The organism is Mariprofundus aestuarium, from assembly GCF_002795805.1.
In the GTDB taxonomy this organism is placed as follows: domain Bacteria; phylum Pseudomonadota; class Zetaproteobacteria; order Mariprofundales; family Mariprofundaceae; genus Mariprofundus; species Mariprofundus aestuarium.
The window spans coordinates 1,150,226-1,174,113 of the sequence record NZ_CP018799.1; the positions used below are offsets into that span (position 1 = coordinate 1,150,226).

General features: G+C 50.7%; 22 protein-coding genes. 12 read left to right on the top strand and 10 right to left on the bottom strand.

What is annotated here, in order from left to right; all coding sequences use genetic code 11:
* The first annotated feature begins 140 nt into the window (after positions 1-140).
* The 10 genes from Ga0123461_RS05675 (at position 141) to Ga0123461_RS05720 (ending at position 12,520) form a co-directional block, all read left to right on the top strand.
* Complete coding sequence (locus tag Ga0123461_RS05675; RefSeq protein WP_100277444.1) at positions 141-2,159, top strand: ATP-dependent DNA helicase RecG; 2,019 nt, start codon at positions 141-143, stop codon at positions 2,157-2,159.
* A gap of 601 nt (positions 2,160-2,760) precedes the next feature.
* On the top strand, positions 2,761-3,765 hold the full coding sequence (locus Ga0123461_RS05680; protein ID WP_100277445.1) for an ABC transporter substrate-binding protein: 1,005 nt from the start codon (positions 2,761-2,763) through the stop codon (positions 3,763-3,765).
* A 9-nt stretch (positions 3,766-3,774) separates the two neighbouring features.
* On the top strand, positions 3,775-6,072 hold the full coding sequence (locus Ga0123461_RS05685; RefSeq protein ID WP_100277446.1) for an ATP-binding protein: 2,298 nt from the start codon (positions 3,775-3,777) through the stop codon (positions 6,070-6,072).
* Positions 6,073-6,228: 156 nt separating this feature from the next.
* Positions 6,229-6,855 (top strand): MEDS domain-containing protein, encoded by a 627-nt coding sequence (locus Ga0123461_RS05690; protein ID WP_100277447.1) that lies wholly within the window; start codon positions 6,229-6,231, stop codon positions 6,853-6,855.
* A gap of 156 nt (positions 6,856-7,011) precedes the next feature.
* The gene (gene arsS, locus Ga0123461_RS05695; RefSeq protein WP_100277448.1) at positions 7,012-7,977 is read left to right on the top strand and encodes an arsenosugar biosynthesis radical SAM (seleno)protein ArsS; all 966 of its coding nucleotides are present in this window, start codon (positions 7,012-7,014) and stop codon (positions 7,975-7,977) included.
* Between the two features lie 18 nt (positions 7,978-7,995).
* Positions 7,996-8,817: an arsenite methyltransferase gene (locus Ga0123461_RS05700; RefSeq protein WP_100277449.1), complete on the top strand. Its 822-nt coding sequence runs from the start codon at positions 7,996-7,998 to the stop codon at positions 8,815-8,817.
* A 57-nt stretch (positions 8,818-8,874) separates the two neighbouring features.
* A complete protein-coding gene (locus Ga0123461_RS05705) occupies positions 8,875-10,080 on the top strand; it encodes a transcription antitermination factor NusB (RefSeq protein ID WP_100277450.1) in 1,206 nt (401 codons plus the stop codon).
* Between the two features lie 34 nt (positions 10,081-10,114).
* Positions 10,115-11,044 (top strand): thiamine-phosphate kinase, encoded by a 930-nt coding sequence (gene thiL / locus Ga0123461_RS05710; RefSeq protein ID WP_100277451.1) that lies wholly within the window; start codon positions 10,115-10,117, stop codon positions 11,042-11,044.
* On the top strand, positions 11,037-11,522 hold the full coding sequence (locus tag Ga0123461_RS05715) for a phosphatidylglycerophosphatase A family protein (RefSeq protein ID WP_232710393.1): 486 nt from the start codon (positions 11,037-11,039) through the stop codon (positions 11,520-11,522). Before thiL ends, Ga0123461_RS05715 begins: the two co-directional genes overlap by 8 nt.
* Entirely contained in the window at positions 11,519-12,520 is a 1,002-nt protein-coding gene (locus Ga0123461_RS05720) for a CinA family protein (protein WP_100277452.1), read from the top strand. Before Ga0123461_RS05715 ends, Ga0123461_RS05720 begins: the two co-directional genes overlap by 4 nt.
* Here the strand turns inward: Ga0123461_RS05720 and Ga0123461_RS05725 are convergent.
* Together Ga0123461_RS05725 and Ga0123461_RS05730 are read right to left on the bottom strand one after the other, a co-directional pair.
* Entirely contained in the window at positions 12,517-13,299 is a 783-nt protein-coding gene (locus tag Ga0123461_RS05725) for a TIGR01458 family HAD-type hydrolase (RefSeq protein WP_100277453.1), read from the bottom strand. The two genes, Ga0123461_RS05720 and Ga0123461_RS05725, sit on opposite strands and share 4 nt — an antisense overlap.
* Positions 13,300-13,395: 96 nt before the next feature.
* Complete coding sequence (locus Ga0123461_RS05730; protein WP_100277454.1) at positions 13,396-14,016, bottom strand: hypothetical protein; 621 nt, start codon at positions 14,014-14,016, stop codon at positions 13,396-13,398.
* 316 nt (positions 14,017-14,332) lie between these two features.
* On the opposite strand from Ga0123461_RS05730, the gene Ga0123461_RS05735 reads away from it, so the two are divergent.
* Positions 14,333-15,043 (top strand): class I SAM-dependent methyltransferase, encoded by a 711-nt coding sequence (locus tag Ga0123461_RS05735; RefSeq protein WP_157819250.1) that lies wholly within the window; start codon positions 14,333-14,335, stop codon positions 15,041-15,043.
* Between the two features lie 141 nt (positions 15,044-15,184).
* On the opposite strand, the gene kdsB is transcribed toward Ga0123461_RS05735, so the two are convergent.
* From kdsB to Ga0123461_RS05775, 8 genes are all read right to left on the bottom strand, one after another.
* On the bottom strand, positions 15,185-15,904 hold the full coding sequence (kdsB, locus tag Ga0123461_RS05740; RefSeq protein ID WP_100277456.1) for a 3-deoxy-manno-octulosonate cytidylyltransferase: 720 nt from the start codon (positions 15,902-15,904) through the stop codon (positions 15,185-15,187).
* Between the two features lies 1 nt (position 15,905).
* On the bottom strand, positions 15,906-16,826 hold the full coding sequence (rfaE1, locus tag Ga0123461_RS05745; RefSeq protein WP_100277457.1) for a D-glycero-beta-D-manno-heptose-7-phosphate kinase: 921 nt from the start codon (positions 16,824-16,826) through the stop codon (positions 15,906-15,908).
* A gap of 87 nt (positions 16,827-16,913) precedes the next feature.
* Positions 16,914-18,059, bottom strand: coding sequence for a dTDP-4-amino-4,6-dideoxygalactose transaminase (rffA, locus tag Ga0123461_RS05750; protein WP_232710395.1), 1,146 nt, complete (start codon positions 18,057-18,059; stop codon positions 16,914-16,916).
* A gap of 5 nt (positions 18,060-18,064) precedes the next feature.
* The gene (locus Ga0123461_RS05755) at positions 18,065-19,453 is read right to left on the bottom strand and encodes an ArnT family glycosyltransferase (RefSeq protein ID WP_100277458.1); all 1,389 of its coding nucleotides are present in this window, start codon (positions 19,451-19,453) and stop codon (positions 18,065-18,067) included.
* Between the two features lie 6 nt (positions 19,454-19,459).
* Positions 19,460-20,131, bottom strand: a complete 672-nt coding sequence (locus Ga0123461_RS05760; RefSeq protein ID WP_100277459.1) for a GNAT family N-acetyltransferase — start codon at positions 20,129-20,131, stop codon at positions 19,460-19,462.
* Positions 20,124-21,053 carry a glycosyltransferase family 2 protein gene (locus Ga0123461_RS05765; RefSeq protein WP_100277460.1) on the bottom strand — a complete coding sequence of 310 codons (930 nt, stop codon included), beginning with the start codon at positions 21,051-21,053 and terminating at the stop codon, positions 20,124-20,126. Before Ga0123461_RS05765 ends, Ga0123461_RS05760 begins: the two co-directional genes overlap by 8 nt.
* Before the next feature lie 47 nt (positions 21,054-21,100).
* Positions 21,101-21,724: a class I SAM-dependent methyltransferase gene (locus Ga0123461_RS05770; RefSeq protein ID WP_100277461.1), complete on the bottom strand. Its 624-nt coding sequence runs from the start codon at positions 21,722-21,724 to the stop codon at positions 21,101-21,103.
* Positions 21,724-22,629: a class I SAM-dependent methyltransferase gene (locus tag Ga0123461_RS05775; RefSeq protein ID WP_232710396.1), complete on the bottom strand. Its 906-nt coding sequence runs from the start codon at positions 22,627-22,629 to the stop codon at positions 21,724-21,726. Before Ga0123461_RS05775 ends, Ga0123461_RS05770 begins: the two co-directional genes overlap by 1 nt.
* 95 nt (positions 22,630-22,724) lie before the next feature.
* On the opposite strand from Ga0123461_RS05775, the gene Ga0123461_RS05780 reads away from it, so the two are divergent.
* Entirely contained in the window at positions 22,725-23,885 is a 1,161-nt protein-coding gene (locus tag Ga0123461_RS05780; protein ID WP_100277462.1) for an LptF/LptG family permease, read from the top strand.
* Positions 23,886-23,888: the final 3 nt, after the last annotated feature.

A 23,888-nucleotide genomic window follows, 5' to 3' on the forward strand; every position in this document is an offset into this window, starting at 1 on the left:
GTCCAGAACGCCAATCCTATAGCACACCGACAGCGTAAGCGAGACTGTCGGCGTAAGAGTGCCAACACCTTCAGCAGTGTGACTGTTTTCAATGAAGCCTTCCGGTTGAGCTAACCTCTTTGATCGTTCAAGATAAGGGCATGTACGAAATTCTGGCCCAGCCGCTGACGCGCATCAATGGTGTAGGTGCCACACTTGAAAAGCGCCTAATGGCTCGTGGCATCACCTGTCTTGGCGATCTGCTACTGCATCTGCCCAAGGAGTATGTCGATGATCGCCATGTCGCTCTCATTGCCCAGTTGCAGGAGGGGGTGAGTTCGCGAATTGTCGGTCGTGTTGTCAGTAAACAGGCGCGTGGGTTTGGTCGCAACCGGCAGGTAATCATCAGGCTGGCGGATGAATCCGGCCAGATTTCCCTGAACTATTTCCATTCCGGTTATATGATGACCGATGCTCGCCTCTCTGAAGGGCGTGAGATATCCGTGCGCGGTGTGGCTGAGCGCTGGAATGGCTATTGGCAGATGAGTCATCCCGAATGGTGTGTGAGCGAATCATTTCATCCGGGCTTTCAGCCGGTTTATGCGAGCCTTGCAGGACTTGGTGGCAAACGGCTCGGCACCATGATCCGGCAGCTGCTCTCGATATTGCCTGCTTCGGCATGCAGTCCACTTGATGGACTTCTATCTGAGCAGTTTCATCTCCCCTCACTTTTGCAGGTATTCAAGCAGATTCACCATCCGGACGAACTCGGGCGCGACGCCCTGGAGCAGGCGGTGGGGCGGCTGAAGAGCGAAGAGATTATTGTTTACCTGCATCTGATGCGGCAGAAGAAACAGGCTGCGGTCTGTCCGGCTGTTGCCTTGGACAACGAGGATAAGAGCAGGGCGCTGCTGAACGCTTTGCCTTTTCCGCTTACCGATGCGCAAACCTCCGCCTGCCACGATATCGCTATCGATCTTGAGTCTGGAAACCGCATGCACCGCCTGTTGCAGGGTGATGTGGGGTCGGGAAAGACCTGGGTTGCGGCACTTGCCATGGCTAGGGCCGCAGGAAACGGGGCACAGGCTGCACTTCTGGCCCCAACTGAGGTGTTGGCCAATCAGCATGCCGAAACGCTGCAGGAGCTGTTTGAGCCGCTTGGGCTGGAGGTCGCGCTGCTTACCGGCAGCACCAGAGCCAAAGCACGCCGGGAGATGCTCAAGAGGCTGGCAAGTGGAGAGCTGAAGCTGATTGTCGGCACCCATGCGCTGCTGACTGAGGATGTGCAGTTTGAACATCTGGCGCTGGCGCTGGTGGATGAACAGCACCGCTTCGGTGTGCGTCAGCGTTGGGCTCTGACCGAAAAGAAGAATGAGAACAATGGTGCAGTTCACCTGCTTGGTATGACTGCTACACCGATTCCACGCTCCCTTGCATTGGCGCTCTACGGCGATATGGACCTCTCCATCATGCGTGGTATGCCGCCGGGCAGACTTCCTGTTGAGACGCGTGTGATCTCAGCAGAGAAGATGAAGCCGCTGGCTGATGGCATGCAGCGCATTCTCGATGTCGAGGGGCGCATCTACTGGATTGTACCACGTATCGATGAAGATGAAGATGGTGTGTCGGTTGATCAGCGTGTTGAGCTGCTAAAAGGGTATTTCCCCGCAGCCAATGTAATCGGCTTGCATGGCCGGATGAAATCAAAAGATAAAAACAGTGCACTGGATGCATTTAGTTCGGGAGCATGCAAAATACTTGTCTCCACCACCGTGGTGGAGGTGGGTGTGAATGTGCCTGAAGCGCGCCTGATCGTGATCGAGCAGTCCGAATCCTACGGACTGGCGCAGCTGCATCAGCTCAGGGGGCGGGTAGGGCGCTCTGAGAAGCAGGGTTACTGCATGCTGGTTGCAGGGGAGAAGGCTAGCGAGGCCTCGATGGTGCGATTGAAGAAGATGGTGAACACCCACGATGGTCTGGAGCTGGCAGAGGCCGACCTGGCTATTCGTGGTGGTGGAGATGCAGTTGGTACCCGCCAACACGGTGAAGCCGGCTTCCGTCTTCTGGATATCTCCGAAGATGCAGTGCTGATTCGCCAGTGGCATGAGAGCCTGCCCGATTTCACCCCGGATGAAGCCATGCAACGCTTCTGGCGACCCTTCGCAGAATCAACTGATTAAGATCTTTTCTGTAGTCCTGAATTCGGGTTTATTCACACCCTTGTTTTGCTGTATCTGTTGAAACAGAAGGGATTGTAGTAGCTATCCACAATTTCTGTGGATAACTTTGTGGATGAAATAGTGCATGGTGCTGTATTTCAATGATGATGGCTTCCGTGCGCCTTGTGCCTGAATTTTACGCACTTAATTAAATCGTTTTATTTCAATGTCTTATGAAGATCATGAGAGAAAAAGGTTTGTTGGCGCAATGCCTTCTAATAATACTGATGAGAATATCCTGTCGGTGGATAATAAGTTGTTAATTCACTGGTTTTACCGGCTTCAGGGCATAAATGAGAGCAATCGAACATACCGATGAGTAGATCACCAACACTATCCTGGTATTGGCTCTCCCAGCGCGGTTTTGCTTTCTATGAATTTGGGTGATCACCTCGAGCAGCGGACATTTGTGCGTGCCCAGTGATGTTGGTGGTGTGAATTCCTGCCTTCAGCTAAAAGTGAACATTTAGCACCATACTTTGCTATACTAATGTATAAGGAACGTAGAATGCCTTAATCGCTGGCTTGCCCCCTGATGATCGGGAGCAATTAGAGGTATGCCATGAATATGAAACCAGTTCAGATTGGTCTGTTCGTTGTTGCGCTTGTGATAGCAGCCTATGCACTGTTATCAGGAGACATGCTTGAAAAGGAAAAAGCTGCAGAAAGAACACCGCTGTCGATTGGAACCAATATCTGGCCCGGTTATGAACCCCTCTATCTGGCCCGCGAGCTTGGTTATTATGATAATAAGGGCATTCATCTGGTTGAATTTGCATCAGCGACCCAGGTTGTACATGCCTTTCGCAACCGAGTGATTTTAGCAGCGGCACTGACGCTGGATGAGGTGCTTTTGCTGAAGGATTATGGACTCGACCCTAAGCTCATTCTTGTTTTTGATATCTCAGAAGGGGCTGATGTAATTATGGCCAAAAAAGAGATCACCAGTATGGCTGCGCTTAAAGGTAAACGCATTGGCGTTGAAAACACGGCCCTGGGTGCTTTTGTTCTCATGCGGGCGCTTCAACTCAACGGCCTGAACATTTCTGATATCACCATCGTCTCTCTTCCAGTCAATGAACATGACAGCGCATTCGATGCAGGCAAGGTCGATGCACTGATTACATTTGAACCGGTTCGCAGCCGGTTGCTGAGCAAGGGGTATCATGAAATCTTCACCAGCAAAGATATGCCGGGTGAAGTCGTCGATGTTCTGGTGGTTAATAAAGAGGCCTTGATATCACATGAAACTCAAATTGATTCACTGCTGCAAGGGTGGTTTGACGCTGTCAGGTACTTCGAAGTGAGACCGGATAAGGCCGCCAGGGTTATGGCTGGACGTCAGAAAATATCAGTTGACGAGGTTCTGGATTCTTTTAACGGACTGCACATCCCTGATATAAGTGACAACATGAAGATGATGGGTAGACCTGACGCACTACTGTTGGGCACTGCAGAGCGTATGGCTGAGGTGATGCTTGAGTCGAAATTACTAAAGAACAAGCTAGATCTGGAGTCAATGATTGTCCCAGATCCACTTAAACGCGCAGAGAATCCAAAGCAATAACTGGTTCTGATGCGCTACTCATTACGCTGGCTTCTGCCCCTTGTTCTCATCACTTTTACAGTGGCTGTGGCTGCATGGAGCTACCAGACCAATGGTAAGATTGCAGAAGATGAGGTGGAGCAAGATCAACTCCTACATATGTCTCTGGAGATGGACCAGCTGCAACGGCACATCGAACTTGAACTAAGGGAAGGGATGATGGCATCGGTACAGGAGGAGATCAGCACCCTAGGTGTTAATCCGGAGGTTGAAATCGCCTTTCTCAGTGATCATCACGATATTGTCATCGCTTCCATTTTCTTCGCCTCTGTCGGCAATTCAGTCGAAGGTATGATCGACAAATACCTCAGCAACAGCTCCGGGATAAGGCTTGAGCAGTTCCAGCAGGTCAAGCAGTCCTTAAGTAGCAGGGTTTTTTTGGAGGGTGAAGGAGAAAATCAAAAGGTGATTGGTATCTACCCTGTGGTTACCGGACGTCAGGTCGGTGAGTTGAGGCCTACCCTCATCGGTCTGTTGTATGCACAGCGTAGCCTGGCAAAGCTCAAAGCAGTTGCACTGCAAAATGTAGTCCGTCAAATCAGCCAGTTTTCCCTTGTATTGGCTCTACTGACGGTCTTTCTCTGCATGTTTTTACATTTTCAGGTCACCGAAAGAATTCGGAAAATAGTATCGGCAGCCCGCTTGGTTTCAGAGGGTGATTTGAGCGTCAGAACAGGCATTTCTGGCAACGATGAGTTGGGAGAGGTTGCATCGACCATGGATCAGATGGTATCGCGCTGGGCTGAAGCTGAAGCCAAGCTCACCAAGCTCTCGCAAGGGGTTGAGCAGTCCGGAGAGTCCATGGTCATCATGGATTTTCAGGGGGTCGTAGAGTATGTGAATCCTGCATTCAGCCGTCTTTCGGGATACTCAATTGATGAAGTGATAGGAAATTTAGCCCTCTGGTTTAAAAACAGCAATGACCCGGTCGGTAGAGATCTGTGGGGCTCAATGATACTTGGCAATCCCTGGCATGGGCGGATCATTAACGAGAAGAAGGATGGCTCCACTTATCCATCCATGCTGACCGTATCACCCATAAGAAACGATGCCGGCGACCTCATCAACTATGTTGCGGTTCAGCAGGATCTGAGCGAACACGAAAATCTTGAAGAGCAGTTTCGGCAAGCACAGAAGATGGAGGCGCTGGGCACACTGGTCGGAGGTATTGCCCATGAATTTAATAACTCACTGGCAGGCATGACCGGCAATCTTTACCTAGCCAAACAAGGTGCATCACAACTCCCTGAGGTGGTTGCAAGGCTGGAGGTAGTGGAAAAACTCTCATTCAGAAGTGCCGAGCTAATCAAAAACCTACTCTCCTTTGCTCGCAAAGGGATCATTCAGAAAACAGACATTGTGCTCAGCACTCTTTTAAAAGAGGTCATTAAAATTTATCAGGCTTCACTGCCGGAACACATCAAGCTGAATACGGATATTGAAGCAACCTCGGTGGTGGTTCATGGGGATCAGAACCTTCTCCAGCAGTCACTGATGAATATCATCAACAATGCATGCGATGCACTGCACGGGGTTGATGACCCTTCAATCTCTATAAAGTTGGATGTTTTTGCCGCCGATGGCGATTTCCGCGTGGCTCACCCTGAATGCAAGCCTGGCAATTACGCATCTATCTCCATACGTGACAATGGTGTTGGCATCAAAGCAGATGATCTTCCACATATTTTCGAGCCATTCTATACAACCAAAACGGTGGAGCAGGGGGCGGGGCTCGGCTTATCCATGGTGTATGGCGCACTGCAGTCGCATGGGGGAGCCATAGAGATCGACTCTGCGAAAGATGTTGGAAGCCTTGTTCGGATTTATCTGCCGCTTGTTGACGTGAGTGCTGAAGAAGGCGCTGGTAGTGAGTCGAGCATAGTCACTCAGGGTCAAGGCGAACGCATTTTACTGGTTGATGACAACATCACTCTTCTCTCTTCTGAAAAGGCTATTCTGGAGAGCCTTAACTACAAAGTTTTGACTGCATCAAACGGCCAGGAGGCCATCGACCTGTTTAATGCCAATATGAACAGTGTGGATCTGGTTCTCATGGACGTGGTTATGCCGGTCATGGGTGGTGTCGAGGCTGTGCGGAAACTCCGCGAACTAAAACCTGAACTAAAAGTAGTATTTAGTTCTGGTTATGACCGTGAGAATATACATAAATCAGATGGACTAGGTTCAGAAACCATTATCTCCAAACCGTTCAAGGTAGAGGCGTTGAGTGCTGCTCTGAGAACAGAACTGGATGGGCATTTAAATTGACCCACTTTTTGTGGTTTGTCTCGTTCACAAAAAGAGGGCTAAAGCGGCAATCGGATACGGATCAATGAGCAAGGGGCGGTTTAATGTAGTGGTAGAACAACAGCTGTAAAAATGGTCTATAATTCAAGTGGTAGCTTAGCTTGAAGGAGGGTTCAGATGTGTGGCGAACAACTCAAGGTTAATCTCGGCTTTACAAGTGAAGGCTTTCCTGCGGGAACGCATATGTGCCTGATCTATAGTAGCGAAGAGGAGCGGCGTGAGGTGGTTTCACAGTTTCTCGACAGTGGGCTGACCGGCGGTGAACAGGTCGGATATTTTGCCGATGAAATGACTCCTGATGAGGTGCGGGAGTGGCTTGCAAGCATTGATCTGGACCTGGAGGATCAGGAGAAGCGCGGCCAGTTCATCTGCACGAAGGCACTGGATATCTACTGCCCGAAAGGCGAATTCGAGCCGGATGATATGATTCATACGCTAAAAACCAGTTACAGTTCATCACAAGACGATGGTTATCCGGGTCTAAGGGTAAGTGGTGAGATGAGTTGGGCGCTGAGAGGGGTGCCAGGCTCCGATCGATTGATGGAGTATGAGGCTAAGGTAAACATAGCCTTTCGGACCCACCCTGTGATTGCGATCTGCCAATACGACGCACGCAAGTTTGACGGCTCAATGATTCTGGATGTGCTCAGGGTGCATCCGATGATGGTCGTGCGGGGACGAGTAGTGCGCAACCCATACTATATCCAACCGGAGGAGTTCCTCGCATCCATTGCTAAAGCCTGAGAGAGCAGCAATTCCTTAATTCAATAGTCATGCATCTCTCAAGATGCTCTTAGTGGGAGTATGCGTGATTCCACATAAATACCATTTGTTTGTAATGAAATCGATTTCAGTTCGACCTATGATCCGTTCGTGATATTAAGCCGAAGGAAGAAATGAATGCATGCAACGCTGCCATTGTTGAAAGAGAGCGACTTTCCGGCGCTCAGCCGGGGCAGGGTGGAAACCCTGCAGGTGAACCTTGGCTATCTCTGTAATCAGACCTGCCTGCACTGCCATGTGAATGCTGGGCCAAAGCGTACGGAGCTGATGGACGAGGCAACGGTGCAGACCGTGCTCGATTACCTTAAAGTACATAAAATAAAAACACTCGACCTTACCGGTGGTGCACCGGAGATGAATCAGCACTTTCGTCATCTTGTTAATGAGGCGAGGGCGCTGAGTGTCCGGATTATCAATCGCTGCAACCTGACCATCCTCGAAGAGGAAGGGTACACATGGCTGGGAGAGTTCCTGGCTGATAACGGGGTTGAGGTGGTGGCATCTCTTCCCTGCTACCTGAGTGACAATGTCGATGCCCAGCGCGGTAAGGGTGTATTTGAAAAAAGTATCCGGGCGCTGAAACGGCTCAATGAACTGGGTTACGGTTTCGAGGGTTCGGGGCTGACTTTAACGTTGGTTTATAATCCGCAGGGGGCAAACCTACCGCCATCACAAGTTGAGCTTGAAGCAGCCTACAAACGCGAGTTGCATATCCGTTATGGCATACTGTTTAACCAGTTGTTCACGATCACCAATATGCCGATTCATAGATTTGGAAGCACACTTATTTCTCAAGGTAAATTCGCTAGTTACATGCAGATTCTTAAAGAGGCTTATAGTGAAAATAACCTTGCCGGTGTGATGTGCAGAAGTCTGGTCAGTATCGACTGGCAGGGTTATGTTTACGATTGCGATTTTAATCAGATGCTGGATCTGCCAATGCGTGATAATGATGGAGAGCGAACTCACCTTTCCGAGTTGATGCAGAAGGATATTAGCGGCCTTCCCATCGTTGTGATGGACCACTGCTACGGCTGTACTGCTGGGCAGGGATCCAGCTGCGGCGGGGCGTTGGATGAATAAATTAATGGAGACAGTTCAATGAGTGTAAAGGCCGATAGCGTGCGTCAGCATGTTCGAAAATCCTATGCGGAGGTGGCGGAAGCCAGTAATGATGGCGGTTGCTGTGGTGAAGCATCAAGCTGCTGCGGCGTATCCGATGATGCAGCGATCAATACGCTGATCTCAACACGTCTTGGTTACTCCGAGGATGATCTGGCTAAGGTTCCTGATGGTGCTGACATGGGATTAGGTTGCGGTAACCCGCGAGCGATTGCCAGCCTTAAAGCGGGTGAAGTGGTGGTTGACCTGGGGAGCGGTGGTGGATTTGATGCCTTTCTGGCCGCCCACGAGGTCGGTGAGGGCGGTCATGTGATCGGGATAGATATGACCCCCACGATGCTCTCCAAAGCGCGTCAAAATGCCGAGAAAGGTGAATTCACGAATGTAGAGTTCAGGCTTGGTGAGATTGAGTTTCTGCCCATTGCCGATAACACTGCCGACATCATTATCTCCAACTGCGTGATCAACCTCTCTCCGCATAAGGAGCTGGTGTTTGCCGATGCCTTCCGGGTGCTTAAACCGGGCGGCCGCCTGGCGATCTCTGATGTGGTGGCAACAGCTGAGATGCCGGAGGAGATGAAAAATGATCCGATGCTGCATGCCGGCTGCATGGCCGGAGCATCTATGATTGATGAACTCGAAGGTATGATGGTGGATGCTGGCTTTGAGATGATTCGCATTGTACCCAAGGATGAGTCGCGGGAATTTATTCGTGACTGGGCACCGGGTCGTGGAGTGGAGGCGTACGTGGTCTCTGCTTATATTGAAGCGGTAAAGCCGGGTGGTTGCTGCTCTGGTTGATTGCATGCTTTGACTTCTCAGGTAGCAAATCCAGCTGCCGGATGTAGCTTGTCGATCATGTCCGTACGCCAAGCTGCCATCGAAATTCTCAACAAGGTTTTTGCCACACAGGCCAAGGCAGGTGAGGCACTTGAAATTGCCAGCGCTTCCTTTGACGATCGTGATCGCAGATTGCTGCATGAATTAGTTTATGGTGTGTTGCGCCGTTTCTATTCGCTGGAGGCCGATTTCTCCCGCTTCTGCAAGATCAAACCTGATCCGGTTGCACATATAGCGTTGTTGATTGCGACCTATCAGATACGCCATATGCGTGTTCCAGCCCATGCCGCCGTTTCAGAAACGGTTACGGCAGTTTATAAGTTGAGCCCGAAAGCCGTGGGTTTTGTCAATGCGGTACTGCGCAGGGTGGCTGAGAGAGCGCCACCTAAAAAATTAAAGCCGCATCAGCGCGCCGAGCTTCCGAAATGGATCTATGCCTCATGGCGCGATGCCTTTGGTGCTGATGTCGTGCACCAGTTCTGCCAAACGCTGAAAAGCCCACCGAAACTGGCGCTGGCTCTGTTTGTCGATCGCAATAGCTGGATTGAAGAAGCGCACGCCATGGGTGTTGAAGCGATCCCCGGAGCGCTTTCGCCCTGTGCCGTGCTGCTGGATTCTGGAACTGATGTGACGGCTCTGCCCGGTTTTGAAGCAGGGCAGTTCACTGTTATGGATCAGGCAGCACAGGCAGCTGTATGGGCACTTGAGCCCACAAAGAGCGATGGTCTGATTCTTGATCTCTGCGCCGCCCCCGGTGGCAAGACGGCGCTGCTGTCCCACCGTTTTCCTAAAGCGAGGATTCTTGCAGTAGAGTTCAATGCACGGCGTATTCCGCGCCTGTCTGAAAACCTGAGCCGTTTGAGGTGCGGGAATGTCACAATTCTTCAGGCTGACGGTCTTGACCTGCCACTGGAAAAGAGCAGTGCTGATGCGATTATGCTTGATGCCCCCTGTTCGGCCTCCGGCATATTGCGGCGCCATCCCGATGCCAAATTCCTGCACGATAGTCAGGAAGTTGAAAAGCTGGCAGAACTACAGCAGGCACTGTTGGGCGAAGCACTCAGGGTGCTCAAGGTAGATGGTGAGATGGTCTATGCCGTCTGTTCAATTCATGCGCAGGAGAATGAGTGCGTGGTTGATTCAGCTCCCGGTTTGAAGTCCAGGCAGCGCCTTTTGCCCTCAGAGGATCATGACGGCTTTTTCTTTGCCCGCATAGGTAAGTGAGAGAAGACCAACAAGAGTCGGAGTGTAAACGATCATGAGCGAGAATGAGTTCTCGATAATCAATAACTACTTCAAGGGAAAAGGTGGCCATTCAAGCACCTTTACCCGTTTCGCCATCGGCGATGATGCTTCAATTCATTGCCCCCGTACCGGCATGGATCTGGTCGTCAGCAGTGATACATCAGTGGAGAATGTCCACTGGCCTGATGATTTTTCACGCGTTAAGGCGGCGGACCGGGCGATATGTTCGGCACTCTCCGATCTTGCAGCCATGGGGGCGAATCCTGTTGCAGTCTGGGCCAATGTAATGGCCCGGGATGAGAAGTCAGTCAAGAAGATGGCCAAAGGGGTGAGCAATGCCTTAAGGCGATATAATGTGGAGTTGGTGGGCGGTGATACCTGTCGATCTGCAGTGAATGCACTTGCTGTCACCGTTGCAGGTGAATTGCCGGAAGGTAGCGCCATGCGCCGGGATCTGGCCAAATCAACAGACAATGTCTGGCTTGCCGGAAGATTGGGGTTCCATGCATTAGGGTTGCAGCAGTGGATGCGTTACCAGCGGGATGGAGAGTATATCCACTGCATGGAGGAAATTACGCCTCTGCTTTCAGCAGGGATGCACCTGCGAGAAATGGGCGTTAAATGCTGCATCGATGTCAGTGACGGCCTGCTACAGGATGCCGGACATCTGGCTGTTGCGTCGCGGATCGGAATCGATATCGAGGTGACACATGTGCCGAATTGGCTGCATATGTGTCGTTCGGTGGGAGCGGAGAACTTTTTCGATGCAGTCCTGCATGGTGGAGAGGATTACGCGCTACTTTTTACCGCACCTGCTGAAATTAAGATTCCCAATGCCCTTGCAGTGCAAATTGGCTGTTGCCGCGTGGGTGAAGGGGTGAACCTCTATCGCAACGGCAAGCTCTGCGAGGTTGAGAGTAAAGGGTTTCTTCATTTTGGCTGAGACACGAACCATCCACCACTGGCTGGCAGCCGGTTTGGGAAGTGGCTGGCTGCCTAAAGCCCCAGGCACATGGGGAAGCCTCGCTTCACTGCTGCCGGCGTGGCTCATTATCGAACAGGCCGGTGTTTTGGCCCTGCTGCTGGGATCGCTGCTGCTACTGCTGATCGGCTGCTGGAACTGTTATGTCGTCCTTCCTACGCTTAAAGATAAGGACCCGGGATGGATCGTGATCGATGAGTGGGCAGGCCAGTGGCTCTGTCTGGGGCTGATCCTCCTTGTTCTCGATGATTCAGTAATGGTTGCGATTGCTCTCTCATTTATTGGCTTCAGGGGCTTTGACATCCTTAAGCCGTGGCCGATCTCCCGAATTGAAACGATGGGGCCTCCCTGGTGGTCAATCATGGCCGATGATATCGCTGCTGGCTTGATGGGAGCAGCCGTAGTAATCGGCGGCAGCCTGCTGCTGGGGCTGTCGTGATCCGGGCGCAGTGGATCATCAGTGAGGCGGGGCTGCAGAGCCTGAATGGTGCAGGTGTATCGACCGGCTGGTTGAAGGCGTGGGTTCGTTCGGCAGGGGCGGATAGTGTTTCGATTCATCTGCTGGAGTCACATGGCTGGCAACATGAAGATGCCGAGTGGCGCATCTTTTTTGCCGATGAATCCGAACTGTTAAAGGCTGCCGTCGCGCTTGGGCTAAAGGCCGAATCCGATCAATCCGGTCACTTTGAGATTCCAGACGCCTCCAGATTTATGCTCGATAATCCGCAGCGCACCTGCTGGAGTTTCCAGAAAGATGGTTCATTAATAATCTTTATATCTCAAGGTGATATAGCCTATCAACGATGGTTATACCTTAATGTAATTAATGGAGGAAAGTCGCTGATTCCTCTCGCGATCTATCCCGATAACAGTGGAGCGTTTGAGTTGGAGTCGGGTTTAAGCGGATCGCTGCTTTCCAGAGGAGAGTCGCTTCCCGGACATGCATTAAACGGTAACGGCATGCTGATCGAAGAGCAGGTGGTTGAAGTGCTGCGCGATCGTGGATTGACCTTGCGGACCGTAGAGTCCTGTACGGCAGGTGCGATTGCCGGGCGAATAGGGCGGGTGCCGGGAGCATCAGATGTGTTGGATAGGTCTTGGGTGACTTACAGTAATGCGGCAAAATCGGAAGAGGTTGGAGTGGCGTTCAAGACCATCGAATCATTCGGTGCTGTGAGCAGAGAGGTGGTTTCGGCGATGGCCGAGGGTGGGTGTGATGGACACTCCGCCTGCATCGCTGTCAGTGGTATTGCAGGCCCTGGTGGCGGTTCTTATGATAAGCCGGTCGGAACGGTGTGGATTGCCGTAGCCATACCCGGAGAAAACGCAGAGGCGCGTCTTTTGAACCTTTCCGGAAGTCGTCACGAAATACAGTGGCGTACAGTCAATGCTGCGCTGAGCCTGTTACTTGTAGCGTTGGAAAATAGACGCAGCTAAAGAAGCTTCAGGCCATCATACAGGTCGGCAATTGAGGGAAGAAGAAGATCGGCCTTGATGCCAGTGGTTTTTACGAATTCGGCCCGATATTTTCCTGTCTGTACCAGTGCGGTTTTCAGTCCGGCCTGCTGTGCACCGCCGATATCCGATTCGATATCATCACCAATCATTAAGGCGTTTTCAGGTTCAATGCTCAGTGATCGGCAGACACCGTTAAAAAAGTCCTTTGATGGTTTACCCAGAATCACTGCATTCTTGCCGGTCGCATATTCAATGGCAGCCACAAATGGTCCGATATCAAGGTGCAGGCCGTCCGGCTTCTGCCAGAATCGGTTTTTGTGCAGTGCCAGAACCTTTGTACCGTTCATCACGTGGGTAAATATCTCAAGCAGTGAGTCAGGGGAGTAGCCTTCACCGCCAACATCGCCCATGACAATATAGTCAGGGTTGGCATTACAGACTCGAATACCCTGAAACTCCTCAAGCAGTGATTCCCGCACATAAAGTTTGGCACTGCCTGTGGCTACGGCCTGTACGGCTAACGCAGTCGGTGTATAGATCTCGGATTCATAAATCGGGATGCCGAAGGTGGCCAGTTTTTCGGCGATGATACGTTTTGGCTGGGTCGTGGTGTTGGTGACTCCAGCAATAGCGAGGCCTGTTGCGCGAATGGAACGTATGCACTCCTCAGCTCCGTCAATCTTTCGGTCACCTACATAGAGTACGCCATCCAGATCGAACAGCACCGCCTTGATATATCCCATTCTTCGAACCTTCATATGGTAAGTTTAGCACTGTTACAGGCACCATGCTTAATATGGCCGATGAGGGGGCAGCAGCACGCATTGGCTGGAGTTGGCTTTATTCAAATGAGATTAAAATGCCTGCCTCTGGTTCTCCTCTTCCCGACGGGGTTCAATCAGGATCGGTGTGCCGTAGGTGATAGGCCCGAAAATCGTATCGATAGTAGGGCGGATCTTCAGCGCCACGCCTTTTGGAACAGCACCATTTTCACCTGCAAAGGCGAGCGCCAGATCGAGCATGTCCATGGCATTTTTTTCATTGAAGAATTCGAACATGTTAAGGCTGAGTTTGAGTGGAATATCGCGCGCCTCGCCTGCAGGCAGGGTGACATCCTCTTCCAGCGTACCACTTACCGTTTCGCGCCCATCTAGCATCAGCGTCCACTCCATGCGAATAAGCGTTGCAGCAACCTGGTTGACCAGCGGATTTTCGGTTTTCATGTGCAGGGTGATGTCGAGAGGAAGGTTTTCTCGAGACATGGCCAGCGTTACGCGACCAACCTGGAACATGTTGAGTTGATCCAGTGCTTCGATGTTCATCAGGTCGATACCAGCAACCCGGACTGCGGATACGCGATCAAGCGTAAACTTCACCTTTGATAACTCCGAGACCTGTTGCAATGTTGCGCAGGCTCCCAGGAACAGTGCAGCAGCCATAGCTATAATCAATGAAAGTCGACGATGTGGGTTCATTTCAAGCCCTCCTCAGGATGAGACAAAGCTGAGTATAGTGGCAAGGCGAGAAAAAGGTGTGTTATAAATTACATCTTATGGCGTAATGTCAGGAGCCAGTGAACAGGCGTATTGTAACTGTGTGAAGTATCATCCGAGAAACTTTTCTTTGTCGGATTGCTTCGGTAGGGGATGTATTTATAGTTGCGATGTTTTCATTGAGTTTGAGTCAGGGTGGTGAAAATGAGCAGTCTTTTTTATACAGTAATATTTTCTACTTTGCTCATGTAACCAATGTATTGAACTCTGAAATTGGTTTGGAAATGGTGATAATATAGTGGAAGATCAATCAACAACATCTTGGCCTGCCCATGCTGCAGCAGTAGGAACACATGATGCTGTTATGAAGGTCATTGACCTGCACACTGCCTCCTTGAAAGGTAAGCGTGTTTGCGACCTGCCTTGTGGAGCTGGCTTGTTTTCCAAACAACTTCAAGATAGAGGTGCTGAAGTCTATGCGTTCGACATAGAGAATGTTCAGCCCTATTGCGGCCCGAAGGAAAAGAGGGTACTTGCTGACGCCAATGACTCCTTACCTGTTGCCTCTAATACTTTTGACCTGATTGTTAGTATTGAGGGTATAGAACATGTGGAAAATGGCTCCCATCTATTACGGGAGATGTCCCGTTGCCTGCGTGATAATAACAGCACCATCGTTATAAGCACCCCCAATGTCGATAGTTTTCGTTCGCGCATCGTCACCATTTGGAAAGGATACCCGAAATACTTCAATCCGGTTGATATGGAAAATAAAACGTCGGGGCATTTACAGCCTGTTGACATGGTTTTTATGCATGGTGCAGCAAAACGTGCCGGGCTTGAAATCGTTGATATTCAAACTGTTCCGAATAACCGGGACAAGGGATTGATGCTCTGGTTTCAAGAGCTTGTACGCCCATGGGTAACGAAGTCATTGCCAGGTAAAATGCAGGATAAAATACCGTTTTATGGCGATGTGATTATCTACGTCTTGAAAAAAAGCGGATGAATGATTGTGAAGCACCGCTGAAATTGAGCAGTAGCTGTTTTTGATATAGGTTATAGAGATATTCACCAATGTTTATCGTTGAAATTTTCACATTAGATGCGGATATTAATCACACCAGATCTCGGAATCTTCTCAGGAATATCAGCCTTTTAGCAGTAATTTTTCAGCCTTGATGAGATCCATGGGCGTATCCACACCGATACAGTGAAAGTCACCAACAGTAACGGCAATATCGTAACCGTGGTGAAGCACACGTAGCTGCTCAAGCTGCTCACTCTCTTCGGCCGCGCATGCTTCAAGCGATGGATAGATCAGCAGGAACTCCTTGCGATAGGCATAGAGGCCAACGTGCTGCAATGCATTTGATGCTCCTGAACGCGGGAAGGGGATCGGAGCGCGGCTGAAGTAGAGGGCGCGTCCTTTGGCATTACATACCACTTTAACCACATTGGCATCATGCAGATCGGTCTCTTCCCTGACCGGGTGAGCCAGTGTTGCCATGGGCAGATATGCATCATCATGAAATGGTTCTATCACAGCGCGAATGGCAAGCGGGTCGATCAGCGGCTCATCTCCCTGAACATTAACGACTACATCACAGTCTATATCACGAACTGCTTCGGCAAGGCGGTTGCTGCCGTTAGGGTGGTCAGGACTGGTAATGCAGGCGATAACACCAGCGTTTCGAGCAACCTCTGCAATAGCATCATCATCAGTGGCTACAAAGACAGGGCCAAGATCGGCAGCCAGAGCCTTTTCGATTACATGCTGAATCATCGGTTTTCCAGCAAGCTGTGCCAGCGGTTTTCCGGGGAAACGGGTGGAGCCCATGCGGGCGGGAATACCAATGGCGATTTTCATATTAATGCGTCTCGATTTCGGCCCAGTCTGCCGTTGCCGTGCCGACCTTGCCGACCACAACTCCAGCGGCACGGTTGGCGATTTTCGCAGCTGTCAGGGCATCATCGCCGCGGGCCAGGCATGCAGTGAACACAGCAATGACCGTGTCGCCTGCACCGGTTACATCAAACACATCACGTGCTGCAGTTGGGATATGGTGATTCTGTTTTCCATCAAAAAGGGTCATGCCGCGCTCGGAACGGGTGAGCAGTACATATTCGAGGTCAAGATCAGCATGTAGCTTTTCTGCAATCGCCTCGGCGTTGGCATCCTCGTTGATTGCTTTCATGCCTGCCATGGCGGCGGCTTCGGAGAGGTTCGGGGTGATGAAGGTTGCACCGCGATAGGCGTCGGTATGCTCAGGCTTTGGATCGACACCGATAATGCTACCTTGAAGCTGCTGAATCAGCTGTCGGATAAAGTCTGGGGTGAGCACGCCTTTACCGTAGTCGGAGAGAATGGCTGCTGTTGATTGTGACTGCAGCTTCTGCAGGGAATCCAGCAGTCGCTGCTGGCTATCCGGCCGCGCAGCTTGTGTCCATTCACGGTCATAACGCACCACCTGCTGGTGGCGGGCAATAATGCGGGTTTTGATGGCGGTAGGTCGATCATTAAGTTTCTTTGTGATGACACCGCTGTTATCCGAATGCAGCTCTGCCAACCGGAGCTTTACCCAGTAGCCAGCCTCATCATCGCCGACCAGGCCAAGCATGGCAGATGGCGTGTTCAAAGAATGCAGGTTGCGTACAACGTTTGCTGATCCGCCAAGGCGTCGATCGATGCGATCTACATTTACTACCGGAACAGGTGCTTCTGGTGAGATGCGTGATACATCACCCCAGATAAATTCATCAACAATGATATCGCCGATAACCAGAATCAAAATGCTACTCCTAACCCTATTTACTCAATACGTAAGCGCCAGTATAGGTGCTTTAGCAGCTGCTGGGTAGTTGCGTAAGTTGTTGTTTTAACGCTCAAGGTGGAAGCTGACGCGGTCAATGATGTGCTTCTGCTGCTCTTCCATGCCGGGCCAGAGAGGCAAGCGGAGAAGGCGATCGGACAGTGTCTCAGTCACTGACATCGAACCAGAAGTACGACAATGTTTTTCTCCAGCCGGAGCCATATGCAGGGGTACATAGTGAAACACGCTCATGATACCGTCATTTTTCAGGTTTGAGATGAGCTCAGAGCGCTCCTCAATTGAGTCGAGCAGAAGATAGTACATATGCGCATTGTGTGTGCATTCATCCGGAATGATCGGTCTTCTCACTATGCCTGCAGCCTCTAGGGCGGCAAAAGCATGGTGGTATGTTTCCCAGATTTGCAGGCGGCGGTCGGTGATGTCATCGGCATGTTCCAGCTGTGCCCAGAGGAATGCTGCGATCAGTTCACCCGGTAGGAATGAAGAACCGACATCCACCCATGTGTACTTGTCGACCTCACCTCTGAAAAAGCTGCTGCGGTTGGTTCCTTTCTCCCAGATGATCTCGGCGCGTTCTGCAAAGCGATCGTCATTCACCAGCAGAGCGCCGCCTTCACCTGAAATGACATTTTTCGTCTCATGGAAGCTGTAGGCGGCCAGATGACCAATGCCACCCAATGGCCTTCCTTTGTATTCAGACATGACTCCCTGTGCTGCATCCTCAATGACAAAAAGACCGTGTTTTTCTGCAAGCGCCATAATGGCATCCATCTCACAGGCTACACCGGCATAGTGAACCACTGCGATGGCTTTAGTGTGCGCTGTAATGGCATTCTCAATCAGGGTTTCATCAATATTGAGCGTATCCTCACGAATATCGATAAATACTGGAACTGCACCGCGAAGCACGAATGCGTTGGCGGTAGAGACGAAGGTGTAGGAGGGCATGATCACTTCATCACCGGGTTTCAGGTCGATGAGCAGTGCAGCCATCTCAAGAGCTGCAGTGCAGGAGTGGGTGAGCAGTGCTTTTTTGCAGCCTGTTTTTTGTTCCAGCCAACCTTGGCATCGCTGCGTGAACGGGCCGTTTCCAGCCAGCTGTCCATTGCTATGGGCTTCCAGAATATAGGTAACTTCGTCACCGGCCATAAATGGCTTGTTAAACGGAATAATCACTTTGTTTTCACACATATTTATTAATCCGCTTTCCAGTAGAGGTAGACGTAGTCACCGCGCAGTCTCCATGTTTTTATCAGCTGGCCGAGAGAGGGGGCTTCAACCTCTGTGAGGATATAGACGCCGCGCTCTTTGTTACGGTACCAGGTGACCGGTGGTCGATCCTGTCTCCAGATATCAATATAGGCGGCAATGGCCAGACCTGTTGATACATCGTTTTGGCTTCGCAGAGGCGCATTTTCGGTGAGTTTCATGACCTCTTCAGCGACGACTTTAACATCCCGTTCCGGGCGCCAGTCTTTGATATAGGGAAGGACAACAACGCTGTAGGGGATTTTAAGAAGAATAAACAGCGCAATCAGGGTGATGCCCTGACGAAGATGCTGAGGGTTTAATTGCAGCGTAAGACCTGTCAGAAGTAAGGCAATAAGGCCATAGAAGGGAACGAGGTAGCGGGGGCTTGCATGGGCTGAGATCCAGAACGGAAGCAGGCAGACGAGAATAATTAGTATCAGTGTGGTCAGATTATGATCAAGATGAAACTGATGTTTGCGACGCAACCATAACCAGATAATAAAGAGGCTTACCGGCAGTGCCCGTAAGGCAAACAGCAATGGATAGGTCGTCCAGTGCTTAAGGTAGTCGAGCATGCCATAACCTACAAAGTTACGAAGAACATCATTTACGGTTGTAGTAGCTGTATTTGCCTGTGGGGGAACTACAAACGTTTGCCAGAGCAATGGCAGTGATAGTGCAGTAATGCCCATCAGCAGAAACAATGGTGATTTCAGAATGTGCCAGCATTTATGACGCCAGAGCACCACAAATCCGACCAGACCGAACAGAACATAGGCAGTAATGTTTTTGGTCAGAAATGCAAGGGAAACAAAGAGCAGGGAGATGAAAAACCACTTCAGGTTCTCATTGGCTATCGCTCTCCAGAGAATGATAATGGAGGAGAAGAGGAACAGGCCGAAGGTAGCATCGAGATAACCCAGCCAGCCATACCAGAATGCAACCTCTCCCATGCTCAGGTAGATCAGGGCTCCAAGCCAGCCAGCTTGTGGTTTGTCCTTAAAAATCCAGTTGGCACTGAATGCAACGACACATGCACTTAGCCATGATGCGATAACGGAGACCAGCCGAATGGCGATATCGATATGTTCCCAGCCGATCAGGGTGCTGATGCCGATCACCGGCCAGTGCCAGAGCGGGGAGTGTGGCCAAATAATGCCTAGGATGGAGGGGTGCATGAGGTCACCGCGCACAAACATCTCATAGGACTTGATGGCCATCAGCCCCTCTTCACCGACGTATTGCATAATCGGCAGTGGCAACAGCATGAGTAGCCCTGCAACAATCGTCAGGAATTTATAAAGTTTGAGTGATGGTTCGATAGAAAAGGACATATGAAGTTATTCGGTCACTCTGTGATAGATGTCCACGGCTTTTCTGAAGCGAAAACCCAGTGAACAGTAGAGGTTGAGAACGGGTAGGTTACCTGCTGATATCGAACTTCGAATCTCCTGAACACCATCATCGGCCAGCTTTTTGCAGGTCGTTGACCAGAAATATTTGGCAAGCCCCTGACCACGAAACTTTGCATCAATGGCGTGCAGTAGCAAACTGCCTTTGTTATGGGCAATAAAACCTGCCAATTCATCGCGATAAAACAGTCCCAGCACGTTACATTCACTTGACAGCTGTTTCAGCCACTGCTTGTAGCGCAGGTCGGCTTTGCTACTTGTCAGATTGAAATCGCGGTGAAAGCGGCCATGCAGAAAACTTTCGTCACACATAGGCAGCAACAGGTCGATATCCACTGAGCTGTTGATAGTGATATCCGGGTTTTTGAATTCAACCACATCACTGCTCTTGCAGAATGGCTCAATCAGGGTGTCGGTGTAGTAGAAGCCGTATTTGTGCAGTAGTGCCTTAGAGGTAAGCGGATCGACTTTGACGCTGTAGTGACCGGGAGTGGTTGCTGCATGCGCAAGAACAGCCTCACTGGCTTCAATAATATCAAAGCAGCTCATGCCAAAGGCTGCTGTATCCCAGGGGGTAGGGCGTATAGCAGAATTATTCATTGTTGAAGGTGGTGTGATTGATGATATAGAGCGGCCTTTTCTTCGTTTCATCAAAGGTTTTGCCGAGATAAATGCCGATAATGCCGAGGTTGGCGATGATAATGCCGCCCAGGAAGTAGAGTGATATAATCAGGCTGCTCCAGCCCGATACCGCAAGATCGTTGAACATTGAATAGGTTAGCAGTGAGAGACCCGCGATCATGGAGATGGTGGCAATACTGAATCCGAATCGGACCGACATGCGCAGCGGTTTGTCGGAGTAGGCGATGATGGTATCGGTAGCCAGACTCAGTAGCTTGCGGAATGTGTAAGAGGACTCGCCAGCAAAGCGGCTGCAGTGTTCAACCTCAATCTTGGCCGCCGGAAACCCCATCCAGTCAATCATGCCGGGGAGAAAACGAAGCCCCTCGCGCATATTCCTGCAGTTCTCCACTACCTTGGCCGACATGATGCGGAAGTTGCCTACCGAAGGGTCGTAATCCATGCCAGTCAGATAATTGAAAAGCTTGTAGAACAGTTTGGATGAGAGCGTCTTTGTTGAGTCGTCTTTGCGGTTCAAGCGCTGAGCAAGTACGACATCGAAACCCTCATTCGCTTTGGCATAGAGGTTGGGGATCTCTTCCGGAGCATCCTGGAGGTCGCAGTCCATCACCACTACCCAGTCCCCACTGCAGTGGTCCAACCCAGCTGTAATGCCGTAGTGCTGACCGAAATTTCGGCTGAACTGCATGCCTTTGATGCGAGAGTCAGATGCGGCAAGTTCTTGAATAATCCCCCATGAGCGATCACCACCACAGTCTTCGACCAGAATGCATTCAAAATCTGCGGTGATTTTCTCAAGTGAAGAGACAAGTCTGCTGTATAACTCGTGCAAGCAGCCTTCAGCTTTATAGACCGGGATAACGATGGATAGATGAGCCATGTAGCAACCTTATCACATGAGCTGTTGATATCTAAAAGAATTAGATATCACTGTTTTTTGCACGTCATAATCAGGTGGGAGTAGGGTATATGTAGCATATCATGGCGTACGATTGCCGTGATGTCGGTAAACTGTGCTGAGGCAAGCTCTCGATACCCCTCGGGGACACGGATATTCTGCCCGCGATCCTTGCTGATCATCCAGTGCGCCAAAGCCGACTGTTCGGGCACATAAACAGGATCGATCGTAATCACCAGTCCACCGGGCTTAAGGGCCTTTCGGGCCAGTGCAAACAATGTTTTTCCTTCATCGTCATCGAGATGATGCAGCAGGCCGAAGGCGAGCACCAGATCAAATGGCTCCATATCTTCCAGGGTAGCCTCCCTGACTAACTCCGCTTTGAAGGTGCCGCGTGTTGAAAACCTGTTACGCGCTTCGGCGATGTAGGGGTCGGATGCATCAAAGCCGAAATAATCAATGTCATCAGGCAGGTGGCGAAGGATCTCTGCCGTTCCGCAGCCGATGTCGAGCATGCGATAGCCGCCGGTTTCGGGGAAATAGTCCTGCACCAGTGCACGGCGTGCCTTTTCAGCGCCCACCAGGCGCTGGGCCAGATTGTAGATCGAGGGGTGTGAGAAGACGGCGCGAAAGCCGCTTACGATCTGTGCCATCAGTTCTTTCCTCTGTCGTGGCTGATTTCGACAATCATCGGCGTGGAAAGCGTGGGCGGGATGCGTCTGATTAGAGCCCCGAGCCCTGATTTCATGATGAAGGATGCAAGTGTCGCAACCATACCCTGATGGCGTTTCTTGAATACCTCATCATCATTGATTCGCTTGATTGCGCTGTAAAGCAATTCACTTCTAAATCGGCAATTTAGGGTTCTTCTGTTACAGTGATTTTTAATCTCTTTGCAGGTGATGAAATTGAGAGAGTCCCAGATTTCCGCATCGCTTCCAGCAGGCAAAAACAGTTTGCGGCTTAGTTCTGGAAAATGACGGAAGACCGGCACACCATAATGCGGTTCATAGGGGATCGTATAGTTGGGGCAGGCGTGAACCATCAAGCCCTTCAGGCTCAATACCGCTGTCATTGCCTCCAGCGCGACAGGCCACTGAGGAATGTGCTCAATGACATTGTTGCTGAAGATGAGATCAAAGGGACCGTCTATTGAGGCGTCCAGTGCTTGTGCTGGTTTGTCGAGCACAGGTAGGTCAATCTGGCTAAAGTGCTTCAGTATCGCTGTTTTTAGCTGCTCAAACAGGCCGAAGCCCCCCAGCGCAGGCTCCAGTGCAATATTCCTGAAGCCCTCTTGTCTGAGAAACAGGCTCAGAAGGCAGAGACCGGCACCGACCTCAAGTATCTGTTGCTCACGATCGAGTTGTTTGATGATCAGTTTAAGGGTTACACGACTCTCATTGGCAAATGTTTGAATCAAGTTAAGCACTTCGGATTCTGGTTTGCCCGACTGCACAGTTACCGATTCAGCAATTCTGACAATGGGGAGTTGCTCGAGAAAGTTCTCAAGTGATGCTTCCAGTGCCGATTGTTCTTTTACGTTAAGAATTGTTTTCACCCCTGAAGTTTTATGCACTGAATGTTACTCTTATCAAATGTGGTGCGGATGCTATCATCGCACATGTTCCAAATCCAAAGCAATGACGGATAGATATGATACTTGACCGTTACATCCTGCGCCTGTGGCTGGGCCCATTTATGGGTGGTCTTATCCTTGTGCTAAGTGTTTTGTTGCTTGGACGAGCCTTAAAGCTGCTGGGAACTGTCAGCGATAGTGGGCAGGCGTGGCTTCTGATTGGAGAGCTTCTGGTACTTACCATGCCATATTTTCTGCTTCTTACCGTGCCGATGGCCTTTTTTCTCTCCATGCAGAATACCATTGCTTCACTTCAACAGAGCAGCGAAATGGACGCGCTGCGCGCCTCTGGCGTTTCCTACACACGCATGTTTCGCAGTTTCTTTCTGGTGGTTGCGCTGCTCTGGCTTGGCTTGACCTTCACCTCCATGGTGCTACTGCCGCAGGGTCAGCTTGGTTTTAATAATATTCTGGCCAAGGTGTATGCCTTGAAAGGTGCGATCACCTTTTCCCCCCAGCGTTTTACGCAGGGCTTTGATGGTGTCACGGTCTATGTTGATGGTGAGGATCAAGAGGGAATCTACCATGGGGTGATCCTTGAGGATCACCGTGATGGTGTTTCTGTGATCTACACGGCCAAATCGGCTCAATTTATTATGAGCGGGGATTATCTGGAACTGCAGATGAACAGTGGAGTTCGCCTTGAAGGGAAGGGCGCGGATCAACGTATGCTGACCTTTGACCACTACCAGGTAACGATCCCTGTCTCTGAGGGCAAGTGGAGGGAGCGGAAATCAACGGACCATGTGACGATGATGACCGTGTCCGAGCTGTGGCAAAGTGTACAAGCCTTAGCCAAACCTGATGCTGTTGCCGAATGGAACCGACGGGCATTATTGCCCTCGACTGTGTTGATTCTCTTTTTCTTTGCCCTGCCTTTATCGCTGACGCAGAAGCGTTCAGGTAAGGCGGGGTCTCTGATTGCAGGTATTGCAGTGCTGGTGCTGATCTACAATGTGCAGTTGCTGTTGCACAGGCAAGTCAGTCAGGGAGCTTTTTCCGGCTGGACGATGTGGGCGGCACAGGCTGCGATGCTGGCGCTTGGCGCTTTCCTCTGGAAACGGGTGGAGGCAGATCGCATGCCGAGGGTATTCTCACTGTTGAGTGAGTGGATCTATCTTCTGCATCAGGCATTCATACATCGTGTGGCCCATCGCTGGGTGAAAAAAGAGGGTTGAAGG

Coding starts and splice junctions, on each gene's coding strand:
- Ga0123461_RS05675 (WP_100277444.1), top strand. CDS start 141: ATGTACGAAATTCTGGCCCAGCCGCTGACGCGCATCAATGGTGTAGGT.
- Ga0123461_RS05725 (WP_100277453.1), bottom strand. CDS start 13,299: ATGAAGGTTCGAAGAATGGGATATATCAAGGCGGTGCTGTTCGATCTG.
- Ga0123461_RS05760 (WP_100277459.1), bottom strand. CDS start 20,131: ATGAATAATTCTGCTATACGCCCTACCCCCTGGGATACAGCAGCCTTT.
- thiL (WP_100277451.1), top strand. CDS start 10,115: ATGAGCGAGAATGAGTTCTCGATAATCAATAACTACTTCAAGGGAAAA.
- Ga0123461_RS05700 (WP_100277449.1), top strand. CDS start 7,996: ATGAGTGTAAAGGCCGATAGCGTGCGTCAGCATGTTCGAAAATCCTAT.
- Ga0123461_RS05770 (WP_100277461.1), bottom strand. CDS start 21,724: ATGGCACAGATCGTAAGCGGCTTTCGCGCCGTCTTCTCACACCCCTCG.
- Ga0123461_RS05705 (WP_100277450.1), top strand. CDS start 8,875: ATGTCCGTACGCCAAGCTGCCATCGAAATTCTCAACAAGGTTTTTGCC.
- arsS (WP_100277448.1), top strand. CDS start 7,012: ATGCATGCAACGCTGCCATTGTTGAAAGAGAGCGACTTTCCGGCGCTC.
- rffA (WP_232710395.1), bottom strand. CDS start 18,059: ATGTGTGAAAACAAAGTGATTATTCCGTTTAACAAGCCATTTATGGCC.
- Ga0123461_RS05765 (WP_100277460.1), bottom strand. CDS start 21,053: ATGGCTCATCTATCCATCGTTATCCCGGTCTATAAAGCTGAAGGCTGC.
- Ga0123461_RS05780 (WP_100277462.1), top strand. CDS start 22,725: ATGATACTTGACCGTTACATCCTGCGCCTGTGGCTGGGCCCATTTATG.
- Ga0123461_RS05730 (WP_100277454.1), bottom strand. CDS start 14,016: ATGAACCCACATCGTCGACTTTCATTGATTATAGCTATGGCTGCTGCA.
- Ga0123461_RS05685 (WP_100277446.1), top strand. CDS start 3,775: ATGCGCTACTCATTACGCTGGCTTCTGCCCCTTGTTCTCATCACTTTT.
- Ga0123461_RS05690 (WP_100277447.1), top strand. CDS start 6,229: ATGTGTGGCGAACAACTCAAGGTTAATCTCGGCTTTACAAGTGAAGGC.
- Ga0123461_RS05680 (WP_100277445.1), top strand. CDS start 2,761: ATGAATATGAAACCAGTTCAGATTGGTCTGTTCGTTGTTGCGCTTGTG.
- Ga0123461_RS05755 (WP_100277458.1), bottom strand. CDS start 19,453: ATGTCCTTTTCTATCGAACCATCACTCAAACTTTATAAATTCCTGACG.
- kdsB (WP_100277456.1), bottom strand. CDS start 15,904: ATGAAAATCGCCATTGGTATTCCCGCCCGCATGGGCTCCACCCGTTTC.